This window comes from Streptomyces hiroshimensis (genome assembly GCF_014650335.1).
Lineage (GTDB): Bacteria > Actinomycetota > Actinomycetes > Streptomycetales > Streptomycetaceae > Streptomyces > Streptomyces hiroshimensis.
The window spans coordinates 1,196,640-1,210,343 of the sequence record NZ_BMUT01000001.1 but is presented as its reverse complement, the minus strand read 5'-3'; the positions used below and the strand labels follow the sequence as shown (position 1 = coordinate 1,210,343).

The window sequence follows — 13,704 nt, the reverse complement described above, 5'->3', positions numbered from 1 at the left end:
CGGCTATCCCTCCCCTTCCGGCTCCGCACGCCCCTCCCCACCGCCCGCCACCCGTCAACGCACGGCCCCGGACGGCATCCGGAGGGGGTGATTTTGCTCTCTCCGCCGTCTTCCTCCGCATGCGATGCCCTGTGTGAGGTATTTACGGACCCGGAAGGGGGTGAGCATGGTGCGCGCTACGGCACTCGCATGGCGATGGCGGCGCAATCCCCTGCGTCGCCGGACCGATGTCCTGGAATCCTGGGTGGGATTGGCCGCCGTGGTGCTCATGCTGCTCGCGGGCCCGGTCACCGGCTGGGTCACGGGGTCGCTCGCCCACGAGGCCCTGCGGCACACGGTCCGCGAACAGCACCGGCACCGGCACCTGGTGACGGCGACGACCCTGCGGGCCCTGCGCGGCAGACCCGCCGAGACCGCCGACCGCGAGACCACCGCGAGCCGCGAGGGACACCATCGGGTGGTCGCCCGGTGGCACGGTCCGGACGGCAAGGAGCGCTCCGGCGTCGTCTCCGTGCGCCACCGCACACGCCCCGGGCAGCCGTTCCCGCTGTGGACGGACGACCACGGACAGCTCTCGGGCCGCCCGTTGGACTACGACACGGCCGCCATCCATGCGGGCCTGGCGGGCGCCGGAGCGGCCACCGTCGCCTGCGGGCTGGTGGAGGCGGTGCGCCGGCTGGTCGTATGGCGGCTCATGCAGCGGCGGTACGCCCGCTGGGACCGCGCGTGGGAACGGGCCGGGCAGACCTGGGGCCGGGCGGACGCGGGCAGCTGACCGGTCAACTCCCGGGGCCCGCGCGCGCTACGGTGGCTACGGTGACCGGCGCCGTACCGGCCGGCCCCGGGTGAAGGCACGCACGAGGTGGGGGCACAGCAGCGCCATGGCAGAGGGCTCCGTCCAGGTGACGCATACCGGCACGTCGCGTTGGCGGCGGCGCACGGGCGAATACGACTCCCTCGCCTCGGCCCTGGAAGCGGCGGTGGACGGGGACGTGCTGTCCGTCGCCCCCGGCACCTACCGGGAGAACCTGGTCGTCACCCGCGCGGTGACGCTGCGCGGCGCGGAGGGCTCGCGCGGCAGCGTGCGCATCGCGCCCGCCGACGGAGTGGCCCTGACCGTACGGGCGTCCGCGGCGCTGCAGGACCTGCACATCGAGGCGCACGACGCCGCCGCCCCGGCGCTCGTCGTCGAGGACGGGGCGCCGGAACTGGCCGGCCTGCGGATCGTGACGCGCTCCGCGGTGGGCATCGAGGTGCGCGGCGGCTCCCGGCCGACCGTGCGCCACTGCACCGTCGACAATGCGGGCGGCGTCGGCATCAGCGTGCTGGACGGCTCGGGCGGCGTCTTCGAGGACTGCGAGGTGGTGGCCGCCGGGCAGTCCGGGTTCGCGGTGCACGGCGGGGCGCATCCCCGCCTGGAGCGCTGCCGGGTGCACCACACCTCGGGTGCGGGGCTGTCGCTCACGGGTGAGGGCAGCTCGCTGGAGGCGGTCGGCTGCGAGGTGTACGAGGTGCGGGGGGCCGGGGTACAGGTGGCCTCGCGGGCTGCCGGCCGGCTGACCGACTGCCGCGTGCACCGCACGTCCGGGGACGGCGTGACGCTGGACACCGACGCCGTGCTCTCGCTGGTCGACTGCGACATCCACGACGTGCCGGAGAACGGCGTGGACCTCAGATCCCGCTCCGTGCTGTCGATGACGCGCTCGGCCGTCCGCCGGTTCGGGCGCAACGGCCTGTCCGTGTGGGACCCGGGCACGCGCGTGGACGCCGACCTGTGCGAGATCCACGACAGCAAGGGCGACTATCCGGCGGTGTGGATCAGCGACGGGGCGACGGCCTCGCTCGGCTCCTGCCGGGTGCACGACGTGCCGGACGCCCTGTTCGTCCTGGACCGCGGCTCGCACGCGGACGTGGTCGACAGCGACCTCTCCCAGGTCCGCAACACGGCCGTGTCGGTGAGCGACGGGGCGACGGCCCGGCTCGCGGGCTGCCGGATCCGCGAGGCGGGTACGGGCGCGTGGTTCCGCGACCACGGCAGCGGCGGCTCGATGGCGGGCTGCACCATCGACTCCGCGGCGACGGGCGTCATCGTCACCAAGGGCGCCGACCCCACCGTCGAGCAGTGCACGGTGAGTTCGCCCGTGGAGGCGGGCTTCTACGTGTCGGCCGGGGGCCGGGGCACCTTCCACGAGTGCCGGGTGACGGGCAGCGGCGGCTACGGCTTCCACGTCATCGACGGCTGCCGGTCGACCCTCACCCGCTGCCGCACGGAGCGCTGCGAGCGCGGGGGTTACGAGTTCGCGGAGGCCGGCCCGGTCAGCGAGGGCTGTACGAGCGACGAGGCGGTGACGTCCGCTGCGGTGGCGTCGGTGCCCTCCGGGGCCGCAGGCGGCGGGAGGTCGGTGGTGACGGCCGTCCCGCGGGCGACGGTGCTGCCGGTGGCCGTGCCGGTGCAGCGCTCGGCCGGGGAGGCGCGGCCCGCGGCCGTCCCGGAGGGCGCGCGGGGCTCGGTGACGGTGCTGCGGGAACTGGACGCCCTGGTGGGCTTGGAGAGCGTCAAGAAGGAGGTCCGTGCCCTCACGGACATGATCGAGGTCGGGCGGCGGCGGCAGGAGGCCGGGCTGAAAGCCGCCTCGGTGCGCCGGCACCTGGTCTTCACGGGCTCCCCCGGCACGGGCAAGACGACGGTGGCCCGGCTCTACGGCGAGATCCTCGCCTCGCTCGGGGTACTGGAGCGCGGCCACCTGGTGGAGGTGTCGCGCGTGGACCTGGTGGGCGAGCACATCGGCTCGACGGCCATCCGCACTCAGGAGGCGTTCGACCGGGCCCGCGGGGGTGTGCTGTTCATCGACGAGGCGTACGCCCTCGCCCCCGAGGACTCCGGGCGGGACTTCGGCCGGGAGGCCATCGACACCCTGGTGAAGCTGATGGAGGACCATCGGGACGAGGTCGTGGTGATCGTGGCCGGCTACACCGACGAGATGGAGCGCTTCCTCACGGTCAATCCGGGCGTGGCCTCGCGCTTCTCACGCACCATCACCTTCGGTGACTATGCCCCGGATGAGCTGCTGCGCATCGTGCAGCAGCAGGCGGACGAGCACGAGTACCGGATCGGGGACGGGGCCTCCGAGGCGCTGCTGCAGTACTTCACGGACATCCCCCGGGGGCCGGCCTTCGGCAACGGCCGCACGGCGCGGCAGACCTTCGAGGCGATGGTCGAGCGGCACGCGGGCCGGGTGGCACAGCTGACCGACCCGAGCACCGACGACCTCACCCTGCTCTACGCCGAGGATCTGCCCGCGCTGCCCTGAGCGGACACCGGTATCCAGGCGGCGAGGCGGGTCAGCAGGGCCGCGCGGGTCCGGGCGAACTCGGGGTCGGACTGGTAGTGGGAGTGGCCGAGGATGGCCGCGGGCAGCGGGTGCTCGGCCGTACGGCCGTAGGCGAGGGGGTCCTTGAGGGGGCCGCGGTCCACGGCGGTGGCGCCGGTGCCCTCGCCGGGCAGGCGGACGGGGCCTCCGATGGGGTCCGTGAGCCGCCACAGATTGCACCAGCAGTGGATGTCGTCGTGCAGTGCCGCGAGCTTCACCGGCCCGAAGTAGGCGGGGAACCAGCGCCCGTAGAGCCGCTCCAGCGGCGATCCGTAGGTGAGCAGGGCGACGCGGCCGCGGGTGGCGGCGGGCAGCTGCCAGACGGCGGCCGCGGCGAGGACGCTGCCCTGGGAGTGGCCGGAGATGACGAGGCGGCCGCCGGTGCGCTCGGTCCAGGTCCGCATCCGCCAGGTGAGGTCGGGGACGGCGCGCTCCGCGTAACAGGGCGGTGCGAAGGGGTGGGCGGCGCGCGGCCAGAAGGTGCCGACGTCCCAGAGGATGCCGACGGTGCGGCGGGCGGCGGGGTCGCGGTAGGCGCGGCGGCCCCAGGCGAGCAGCAGGACGAAGCCGAGGCCGACGCACCAGGACCCGAGCGCCTGGGCGGTCTGGGCGACGTCCTCGACGATGCGGGCGGTGCCTGAGGCGGCCCGTCCCGGCACGTCGTGGGTGCTCCAGGCTCCGGCGACCGCACCGCCGCCGAGGAGGAGCGTGAGCGCGGCGACGGTGCCGAGGACCCAGGGGGCGGCGTCGGTGAGGCCGGCGCGGGCGACGGTGCCGGCGATGGCACGGGTGCGCGCCCGGTCGTGGCGCTCGCCGGGATAGCCGTCGGGGACCGTGCGGCACAGGCGCTCGCGCAGGCGCAGGGTGCGGGTCACGAGGACGACGAGCAGCAGGAGCAGGGCCGCGAGAAGCGGCGGGATGACGGACGCCTGCCAGGTGAGCAGGACCGGTGGCCCGCCGATCGGGCCGTCGCCCATACCGGGGGTGGCCGGGCCGTCGAGCCAGTCGGCGACGCGCTGGGCGACGCCTGCGGTCATGACGCCGCCGAGGGCGCAGGCGAGGGTGGCGACGGCGGGGCCCGCGAGCCCGCCCAGCGGCGTCCGCTCGACGGGGGCGGCGCGGTGCAGGCGGCGGGCGGCGAGCGCGAGGAAGAGCACCAGGGCGCCCTGGCCGAGGGCGATCAGGCCGAAGACGCGATCCCCGGGGAGCACGCCGTGGGACTGCCAGCCGGGGCGGTCCCAGGCGGCGTAGACGGCTGCGAGGAGGAGCAGGCCGAGCGTGGTGAAGGGCAGGGCGGCGACGGTGAACCGGTCGAGGGTGTCGTCGGGGGCGCCCTCGCTGCGGCCCCGGCGGCAGACGGCGTGGACGACGAACACGGCGGCGGCCGCCAGGACGGCGTCGAGCGCCCAGCCCAGGGCGTCGAGCACGGCGCTGCCGCCGGGCGCGCGGTCGTACCGGGAGGCGGCCTGGGCGAGGAAGGCGGCGACGGTGAGCAACGCTGCGGCCGTGTGGGCGGCGCGCAGGCGGGCCACGATGCGCCGCCCGTACCAGAAGCCGGGCAGGCACAGCGCGGGGCGTCCGCCGGCCCTGCGGGTGTCCTCGTCGGAGCCGGCGCGGGCGGGCACCTGGGCTTCGTAGGCGCTCCAGGTGCGGCGGGAGAGGAGCCACAGCAGGCCGGTCAGGGCCGTGGGCACGGCGGCGGCGAGGGCGAGCCTGCGGCCGGGAGGGCTCCACCAGCCGCCCCGGTCGGCCGACATGAAGCCGAGCCAGGCCTTGCCCGAGGAGCACGCGTGCGTGCCCGCGCACTGCCACGCCGTCAGGTCGAGGGCCACTTCGCAGGCTGCGGCGGTGAGCAGCACGGTGAGGGTGAGGGCGACGAGCCGCACCAGCAGGCCGTAGGCCCGGACGGTCCGGGCGCGGCCCTCGGAGGTGGGGCGCATCCAGTGGGCGAGGTTGATGACCATGAAGGGCAGCAGCATCAGCCACAGGGCGCGGGAGCCGTCGCCGGAGGTGAGGTTGGACCAGACGTAGGCCTCCCGGACCGGCTCGCCCCGGTGGTCGCCGGGGTGGGTCTCCGCGTCGAGGTCGGCGACGCGGCGGTGGATGCCGGCGATGCCGTCCCCCGTGACACGCTCGGTGCGCGGATCGCCCAGCATGGCCTGTGGCGTGGCGCCTCCGACTCCGTGCACGAGCAACTCCAGGGCGAGGCCCGGGGTGTCGGCCGGTAAGGCTTCCACCGGCGGGGCCTTCGCCGTTAAGGCTTCCTCCTGCGCCTGCCCGGGCACTTCCGCCGCTTGCCTGCGCGCTCGTTCCTCCGGTGCCACCGCGTCCCCCGATCCCGGTGTGGTTCTCCCTCCACCAGCATGGTGCCGGTAGGCACTGACAATCGGCCGTAGCCGGGGAGGCGAGGCCCAATCGTGATCCGGCCGAACGAAGACGATCGCTGCCGCGGCTCGCGTGGGAGGATGAGCGCGCACGACTGCCGGCGGCTGACCGGAAAGGACGGGCCGGGTGAGCGACAACCAGAATCTCCTGGCGGAGCAGCGGCGTGCGCTGATCCTCGACGAGGTCAGGAGGCGCGGTGGGGTGCGGGTCAACGAACTGACGCGGAGGCTCAATGTCTCGGACATGACGGTCCGTCGCGACCTCGACGCCCTGGCCCGGCTGGGCGTGGTGGAGAAGGTGCACGGCGGTGCGGTGCCGGTCGCGGAGGCGACCACGCACGAGCCCGGGTTCGAGGCGAAGTCGGCGCTGGAGCTGGCCGCCAAGGAGGACATCGCGCGGGCGGCGGCGCGGATGGCGCCGCCGGGCAGTGCGATAGCGCTGGCGGGCGGGACGACGGTGTACGCGCTGGCCCAACGGCTGGTGGACGTACCGGATCTGACGGTGGTGACGAATTCGGTGCGGGCGGCCGACGTCTTCCACAGCGCACAGCGGCCGGTGACGGCCGCGGGGCCGTCGGCCCGGCCGGGGGCGGCGACGGTGGTCCTGACGGGCGGGGTGCGCACTCCTTCGGACACGCTGGTGGGACCCGTCGCGGACACGGCGATCCGCTCCCTGCACTTCGACGTGCTGTTCATCGGGGTGCACGGCATATCCGCGGAGGCGGGCCTGTCGACGCCGAACCTGGCGGAGGCGGAGACCAACCGGCACTTCGTGCGCTCGGCGCGGCGCGTGGTGGTCCTCGCGGACCACACCAAGTGGGGGACGGTGGGGCTCAGTTCGTTCGCCATGCTGGACGAGGTGGACGCGCTCGTGACGGATGCGGGACTGCCGGAGACGGTGCGGCGGGAGATGGCCGAACGGCTGCCGGAGCTCGTGGTGGCCGATCCTTCCGGGGACTCCACGACATGCGACGGCGCGCGGGGCTAAGGTGTCGGCACCCGGCAGGCCGCCGACCCTTGGGGGTTCTCTCGATGGTGTACCGACTGCGCCCGGTAGGGCTGGAGTTCGTCGCGGACGCACCGCTGCGGATGGTCCTCGCGTCCCGCACGGCGGCCGCGCCGGAGGAGGTCTTCCGGGCGCTGGCGCTGGACGTGCCGGGCTGGACGCGCTGGTTCCGTGCGGTGACGCTGGCGCGGCCCGTGCAGACGGCCGGGCACGAGGGCCGGGAGGTGCATCTGCTGGGAGGGGCGCGCTTCATGGAGACGGTGATGGCGGCCGAGCCCTCCCACCGGTACGCGTACCGCGTCGACGTGACGAACGTGCCGGGGGTGCGGGCACTGCTGGAGGAGTGGCAGCTGCTGCCTTCGGGGACGGGCACGGTCGTGCGGTGGACGATCGCGCTGGACGCTCCCGCACCGGTGCGGCTGCTGGTCGCGCTGGGGCGCCCGGGGCTCAGGCACGCCTTCCGTGACGCGATACTGACGCTGGACCGGCGCCTCGCGGCGATGCGGGGCAGCACGCGCTGACGGCAGGCGCCCGGCACGGGCGCCGGGGGCCGGGCCGGGAGCCGGTCCGGCCGCGGCCGGGCGAGGCCGGGCGGGGAGTGGACCGGGAGCGGACGGGTCAGTCCGGCCAGTGCCCGGTGGCCAGGAACGCGGCGATGGCGGCGGCGTACGGCCCGATGTCCAGGCCCTGCTCGGCGAGCCAGGCGTCGGAGTAGTACGTGTCGAGGTAGCGCTCTCCCGGATCGCACAGGAGGGTGACCACGCTGCCCTTGGAGCCGTTGCCGGCCATCTCTGCGACGATCTTGAGGGCGCTCCACAGCCCCGTGCCGGTGGAGCCGCCGGCCCTGCGGCCGATGGCCTGCTCCAGGGCGCGGACGGCGGCGATGCTCGCGGCGTCCGGCACCTTCATCATCCGGTCGATCACACCCGGCATGAAGCTGGGTTCCATGCGCGGCCGGCCGATGCCCTCGATGCGCGAGCCGCGCTCGCCGGTCGCCGTGGGGTCGCCGTTCCGCCAGCCGTCGAAGAAGCAGGAGTACTCGGGGTCGGCGACGCAGATGCGGGTGTCGTGCTGCATGTAGCGCACGTAGCGGGCGATGGTCGCGGAGGTGCCGCCGGTGCCCGCGGTGGCCACGATCCAGGCGGGCACGGGGTGGCGTTCGCGGCGCAGCTGGCTGTAGACCGATTCCGCGATGTTGTTGTTGCCCCGCCAGTCGGTGGCCCGTTCGGCGTAGGTGAACTGGTCCATGTAGTGGCCGCCGGAGCGCTCGGCGAGCAGGGCGGCTTCCGCGTACATCTTGCGGGGGTCGTCCACGTAGTGGCACCGGCCGCCGTGGAACTCGATGAGGCGGGTCTTCTCGCGGCTGGTGGTGCGGGGCATGACGGCCACGAACGGCACGCCGATCAAGCCGGCGAAATAGGCTTCGGAGACGGCCGTGGAGCCGCTGGACGCCTCGACGACCGGGGCTTCGGGGCGGATCCAGCCGTTGCACAGCCCGTGCAGGAACAGCGAGCGGGCGAGGCGGTGTTTGAGGCTTCCGGTGGGGTGGGTGGACTCGTCTTTGAGGTAGAGGTCGATGCCCCACTCCTCGGGCAGGGGGAAGCGCAGCAGGTGGGTGTCGGCCGAACGGTTCGCGTCGGCCTGGACTTTGCGGACCGCTTCGGCGAGCCAGGCGCGGTAGGCCGGGTCGCTGCGGTCGACGTCGAGGGTGGGGGTCGGGGTGGGGCCTGCTGCGGAGGCGGCCGGGCCCGGGCCGGGGTCCGCCGCGTCCGCCGCCCCGGGGTCCACGGTGCCGTTCACGCCGCTCCTCCCGTTCCGTCCGGGCCGTTCCATCCGGGCCCATGCGGAGCACTCGGACCTTTCGATCATAAATGGGCACTGGTGCGTGAGCCGCCTCACAGGCAGACTGCGCACGAGGCACACGAATCGGCCGGGGAGGCGGTTGGCGTGGCGGAGCCGGAGTTCACTGCGACCGGGGTACGGATCGAGCGGTCCCTTCGCTCGCTCACCCGGGCGGGCCAGGTCAAGATCAGGGACGGCAGGCTGGAGCTGCTCACCAGCTACGGCCGGGAGATCGACAGCGCTCCCCTGGGGTCGGTCCACGCGAGCAAGCCGTGGTTCTCCGGCCGGGACCGCGCCCGGGCGACCGTGAACGGCACGCGCTACCTGCTCACCCTGGGCCGGTTGGAGGACGCACCGGAGGAGACGTCGGGGGAGACGTCCGGGGAGGCCGCCGTCCGGCGATTCCTGGAGGCCGTCCGCTCCGGACGCCATGGTGACACCAGGGGCTGAAGGTGCAGAAGTTGCGCTTCCGGCTGTGGGAGCCGACCCTTGACTCGTACCAGCATCACTGAGGGTTCACCGGTGGCTACGCTCTGGACATCAGCCGCCGCCCGGCTCGGCAGCCACCTCCGCCGGCCCGGCCCCAGCGCGTGCCAGAACGCCCTTCTGCATCAGGCTAGCCCTACTTCTTCCAGGGAGTCGCAGCCGTGATCAGCCGACCGAACAAGCACTGCACCGTAGAGCTCCAGGCTCTTCCGCCGCGGATCGGCCAGGTCCGCAGAATCGTATCTGCGCAACTGCGGTACTGGCACCTCGATCCGCTCATCGACCCCGCGGCGCTCTGTGTCACCGAGCTCCTCACCAACGTGCACCAGCATGCCGAACCGGACAAACGCTGCACGGTCGAGATCGACCTCGTACTGGACCGGCTCACCGTCTCGGTCCGCGACCACGATCCGCGGCTGCCCCGCATCGCGGACGCGGACGCCGGCAGCACCCACGGCCGCGGTCTCGCCCTGATCGCGGCCGTCAGCGACAGCTGGGGCGTACAGGAGCGCCACGACGGCGGCAAGGTCGTCTGGTTCTCGCTGCCCGTCCCCGAGCCGTCCGCCGCCGCCCGCCGGACCCGGGACGACCGGACCACCGTCACGTTCGAACAGCCCGTGCCGGCCCTCCCGCCGCTGGAGGAGCCCGCGTTCGACGAGCCCGCCGCCGCCCGCAGGCCGGCCGCGGTGCTCGAGCGCTCCCCCGTCCGCTCCGCCGTTCCCGGCTGACCGGACGGGGGTCCCCACCCCGGGCGGGTGCGCGGTGCTCACTCGGCCGCGACGGCGCGCAGGACGTCCAGGCGCGCCGCCCGCCGGGCGGGCCGCAGCCCCGCCAGCGCGCCGGCTGCAAGCCCCACCAGGGCGACCACCGTCAGGCGCAGCGCCGGCACCGCGAAGGCGGCGGTGCCCGTGGCCCGCACGAGGGCCCAGCCGAGGAAGCCGCCGAGCACCAGGCCGCCGGCCGTGCCGAACGCGGCGACCAGCACCGACTCCCAGCGGACCATCGCGCGCAGCTGCCCGCGGGTCTGTCCCACCGCCCGCAGCAGGCCCAGCTCGCGGGTGCGTTCGCGGACCGCGAGGGTCAGGGTGTTGGCGATGCCGAGCAGGGCGATGACCACTGCCAGGGCGAGCAGAGCGTAGACCAGGGTGAGCATCGTGTCGACGGTCTTCGCCGAGGAGGCCGCGTACTCGTCGCGGGTCTGGACCTCCGGATTGCCGTACGCGGCGGACGCCTTCTCCACGGCAGCCTTGCCGACGGCGGCGGAGACGCCCTTCTTGAACGCGACGGCGACGAGCCGGTCGGAGTCCTGGCCCCGGTGCGGGCTCCACGCCTCACGGGAGAGGACGTAGTCGCCCACGAGGCTCCGCTCGCCGTAGACGGCCCGGACGGTGAACCGCTGCTTCTGCCCGTCGACGAACGTGACGGACGCGGTGCTGCCCACCTTCCAGCCGCGCTTGTCCGCCTCGTCCCGGGAGACCGCGAGGCCATCGCTCCCGAGGGCGCCAGGCGCTCCGTCGACCGGCCCGAGGTCGAGCACGGCGGTGAGGGCGGCGGGATCGGCGACGGTCACCTGCCGGCCGCTTCCGTCCACCTCGGCGACGCCCTTGCCCAGGCCCAGCGCGGTGCCCACCTCGGGCAGCCGGGCGAGGGCGGGCGCGAGCTGCGGGCTGAGCCCGCTGCCGCCCGCGCCCAGCGCCGGGGTACTGACGGCGACGTCCCCGGCGAAGGCGCGGCCGACCGCCTGGTCCGTCGTCGCCTTCAGCGACGCGGCGAAGACGGTGAAGAGCGTGACGACGGCGACGCCCAGCATGAGGGCCATGGCCGTGGCCGCGGTGCGCCGGGGGTTGCGCAGGGCGTTGCGGCGCGCGAGCGATCCGGTCAGCCCGCGCAGCCGGACGAGCGGTCCTCCCAGCGCGCGGACCACGGAGGAGGAGGTGACGGGGCCGAGGGCCACGAACGCCGCGAGGACGAGCAGGGCGCCGGTTCCGGTGAGCAGGACGGAGGGCGTCCTGGCAGCGCCCGTCACGGTCAGGGCGACTCCGGCGGCGAGCAGCACCGTTCCGGCGAGCGCCCGGCCGCGGGAGGCCGCGGAGTCGTCGACGGCCGCCTCGCGGAGGGCGGCCAGGGGTGCCGTGCGCCCGGCCCGTACGGCGGGCAGCAGCGCCGAGCCGAGGCAGACGAGCAGGCCGACGGCGGGCGGCAGCAGCAGGGAGAGTGCGCCGATCACCAGGCCGCCCTGCGGGAACGGGAACCCGACGGCGGGGAAGAGCGCCTGGAGCCCGGCGGCGATGCCGATGCCGCACAGGAGCCCGGCCGCCGAGGCGACGGCTCCCACGGCGGCGGCCTCGGCCAGGGTGGCGGCCAGGAGCTGCCCGCGCGAGGCGCCGATAGCCCGCAGGAGGGCGTTGTCGCGCGTGCGCTGGGCGACGACGACGGCGAAGGTGTTGTGAATGCTGAAGGTGGCCACCAGCAAGGCGATTCCGGCGAACACGAGCAGCAGCGTCGTGAACAGCGACAGGAACCCGCCGGAGATGCTGTCCCGGCTCTCGTCGGCCCACTCCCGTCCGGTGATGGCCTCGACCCCCTCGGGGAGTACGGGCCCGAGGCGCTCGACGAGTTGGCGCTGGTCGACGCCGTCGGCTGCGCGGACGCGGACCGCGGTGGCCCGGCCCGGCTGCGGGGTCAGGTACTTCTCCGCGTCGGCCCGGGTCAGGCCGGTGTACGTGGTCCGGCCGAGGCCGTCCTCGCCGCCTGCCGTCGCGATGCCCACGACCGTGACGGTGAGGGGGTCCGGCGTGCGCAGGACGGTGCGGTCGCCGATCCGCAGGCCCCCGTCCTCGGCGGCGCCGCGGTTGACGACGGCCTCGCCGGGGGCGGCGGGCGCGCGGCCGGCGGCGAGCCGGTAGGGGTTGAGGCGCGGGTCGTCGATCCAGTTGCCCGCCAGGGTGGGCGGGCCCTGGCCGCCCACGGGCTCGCCGTCGCGTCCGATGAGCTGCCCGGCGCCCTGGATCTCGGGCACGGCGGCGGCGACGCCGGGGACCTTCTCCAGGGACGACGCGAGGCCGGCGGGCACGGTGCGCCTGCTGCCCTGTCCCGCGTCGGGCGCGGTGACGACGTCCGCGCTGCGCACGACCGCGTCCGTGCCCGCCGCGGCGTTGGCGAAGAGAGTGTCGAAGGAGCCGCGCAGAGTGTCGCCCATGACGAGGGTTCCGCTGAGGAATCCCACGCCGAGCAGGGCGGCGAGGAACGTGCCCGCGAAGCGCCTCTTGTGGGTGCGCAGGGAGGCGACGCTGAGGCGCAGGGCGGCGGCGAGGCCCCTCAGGCGCGGGGGTGCGGTGCCGGTGTTCATGACGGCACCTCCGCACGCCCGGGGGCGCCCGGCCGGTCGAAGTTCTTACGGTCGAGGTTCTTGCGGTCGAGGCTCTTGAGCCGGTCGAGGACGCTGTCCGCCGTGGGGTCGCTCAGGTGGCCTACGAGCCGCCCGTCGGCGAGGAAGACGACGTCGTCGGCGTGGGCGGCGGCGACCGGGTCGTGGGTGACCATGACGACCGTGCGGCCCATGGTGCGCACGGCGCGGCCGAGCAGGTTCAGCACCTCCTCGCCGGAGCGGGAGTCGAGGTTGCCGGTGGGCTCGTCGGCGAAGACCACGTCGGGACGCCCGGCGAGCGCGCGGGCCACGGCGACGCGCTGCTGCTGGCCGCCGGAGAGTTCGCCGGGCCGGTGGTGCAGCCGGTCGCGGAGGCCGACGACATCGATGAGGGCGTCGGCCCACTCGGCATCGCCGCGGTCGCCTCGCCGGCCGGCGAGGTCCTGGGGCAGCAAGATGTTCTCGGCCACGGTGAGGGTCGGGACGAGGTTGAAGGCCTGGAAGACGAAGCCGATCCGCTCGCGGCGCAGCAGCGTCAGACGGCGGTCGTCCAGGCCCCCCAGCTCGGTGTCGCCGATGAACGCCGAGCCGGAGGTGAGGGTGTCGAGCCCCGCGGCGCAGTGCATGAGGGTCGATTTGCCGGAGCCGGAGGGGCCCATGATGGCGGTGAACCGGCCTGACGGGAAGTCGACGCTCACTCCGTCGAGGGCGGTGACGGCGGTGACGGCGCCGCGCGCGGCGGTGCCGTAGACCTTGACGGCATCGACGACACGGGCGGCGGGGGCGGGCGGGACGGCCGCGAGGTGCGGGGTGTTCATGCCGCACCGCCGCGCTTGCCGGGCGTGCCGAAGTGCTCCTCCAGGACGGACACGCGCCGCCAGTACTCGTCCTCATCGATGTCGCCGGCTGCGAAGCGGCGGCCGAGGAGGGTCAGCGGCGAGTGCTCGGAGCGGGCCTGCCGCTGGTGCCAGGGGGCGCCGGCGCGTCCGCCGCGCCAGACGGTGCGGCGCAGGACGGTGACGACGCCGATGACGACGGCGGCCCAGACGAGGGGGAAGAAGAGGATCCAGGGGCCCGGGCCGCCGTCGGCCAGGGCGTGGGCGAGGGTGTTCATGAGGGATCGGCTCCTCGGTGGTGGCGGATGCCGGCGACGGGTCGTCGCCCACCACCGAGCCTCGCCGCCGCGGGGCTCCGGGTCGTCATACGGCCGGCTGCCGTACGGCTGCGGCGCGGGGAGTACGCAGGGGT

The 13,704-nt window shown here is 74.7% G+C and carries 11 protein-coding genes; 6 read left to right on the top strand and 5 right to left on the bottom strand.

What is annotated here, in order from left to right; translation table 11 throughout:
* Positions 1–124: 124 nt before the first annotated feature.
* Together IE241_RS04950 and IE241_RS04945 are read left to right on the top strand one after the other, a co-directional pair.
* Positions 125–775 carry an Rv1733c family protein gene (locus tag IE241_RS04950; RefSeq protein WP_444545142.1) on the top strand — a complete coding sequence of 217 codons (651 nt, stop codon included), beginning with the start codon at positions 125–127 and terminating at the stop codon, positions 773–775.
* A 106-nt stretch (positions 776–881) separates the two neighbouring features.
* Positions 882–3,311, top strand: coding sequence for a right-handed parallel beta-helix repeat-containing protein (locus IE241_RS04945; RefSeq protein ID WP_190020306.1), 2,430 nt, complete (start codon positions 882–884; stop codon positions 3,309–3,311).
* Here IE241_RS04945 and IE241_RS04940 read toward each other — a convergent pair.
* Positions 3,281–5,695: a hypothetical protein gene (locus IE241_RS04940; RefSeq protein ID WP_373300567.1), complete on the bottom strand. Its 2,415-nt coding sequence runs from the start codon at positions 5,693–5,695 to the stop codon at positions 3,281–3,283. The genes IE241_RS04945 and IE241_RS04940 overlap by 31 nt on opposite strands.
* A gap of 187 nt (positions 5,696–5,882) precedes the next feature.
* Between IE241_RS04940 and IE241_RS04935 the strand changes: the two genes are divergently transcribed.
* Positions 5,883–6,743, top strand: coding sequence for a DeoR/GlpR family DNA-binding transcription regulator (locus IE241_RS04935; RefSeq protein WP_190020304.1), 861 nt, complete (start codon positions 5,883–5,885; stop codon positions 6,741–6,743).
* A gap of 44 nt (positions 6,744–6,787) precedes the next feature.
* Positions 6,788–7,282 (top strand): SRPBCC family protein, encoded by a 495-nt coding sequence (locus tag IE241_RS04930; protein WP_190020303.1) that lies wholly within the window; start codon positions 6,788–6,790, stop codon positions 7,280–7,282.
* Between the two features lie 97 nt (positions 7,283–7,379).
* Here IE241_RS04930 and cds1 read toward each other — a convergent pair whose 3' ends face one another.
* Complete coding sequence (gene cds1 / locus IE241_RS04925) at positions 7,380–8,561, bottom strand: L-cysteine desulfhydrase Cds1 (RefSeq protein WP_229898745.1); 1,182 nt, start codon at positions 8,559–8,561, stop codon at positions 7,380–7,382.
* A 147-nt stretch (positions 8,562–8,708) separates the two neighbouring features.
* Between cds1 and IE241_RS04920 the strand changes: the two genes are divergently transcribed.
* Entirely contained in the window at positions 8,709–9,053 is a 345-nt protein-coding gene (locus IE241_RS04920) for a hypothetical protein (protein WP_190020302.1), read from the top strand.
* A 197-nt stretch (positions 9,054–9,250) separates the two neighbouring features.
* Complete coding sequence (locus tag IE241_RS04915; RefSeq protein ID WP_190020301.1) at positions 9,251–9,817, top strand: ATP-binding protein; 567 nt, start codon at positions 9,251–9,253, stop codon at positions 9,815–9,817.
* Between the two features lie 38 nt (positions 9,818–9,855).
* On the opposite strand, the gene IE241_RS04910 is transcribed toward IE241_RS04915, so the two are convergent.
* From IE241_RS04910 to IE241_RS04900, 3 genes are read right to left on the bottom strand one after another with little or no spacing between them, the layout of a single operon-like run.
* Positions 9,856–12,438, bottom strand: coding sequence for an ABC transporter permease (locus IE241_RS04910; protein ID WP_190020300.1), 2,583 nt, complete (start codon positions 12,436–12,438; stop codon positions 9,856–9,858).
* The gene (locus IE241_RS04905) at positions 12,435–13,274 is read right to left on the bottom strand and encodes an ABC transporter ATP-binding protein (protein WP_190020299.1); all 840 of its coding nucleotides are present in this window, start codon (positions 13,272–13,274) and stop codon (positions 12,435–12,437) included. The genes IE241_RS04910 and IE241_RS04905 overlap by 4 nt, the downstream gene beginning before the upstream one ends.
* Positions 13,271–13,570, bottom strand: coding sequence for an SHOCT domain-containing protein (locus IE241_RS04900; protein ID WP_190020298.1), 300 nt, complete (start codon positions 13,568–13,570; stop codon positions 13,271–13,273). Before IE241_RS04900 ends, IE241_RS04905 begins: the two co-directional genes overlap by 4 nt.
* Positions 13,571–13,704 lie beyond the last annotated feature (134 nt).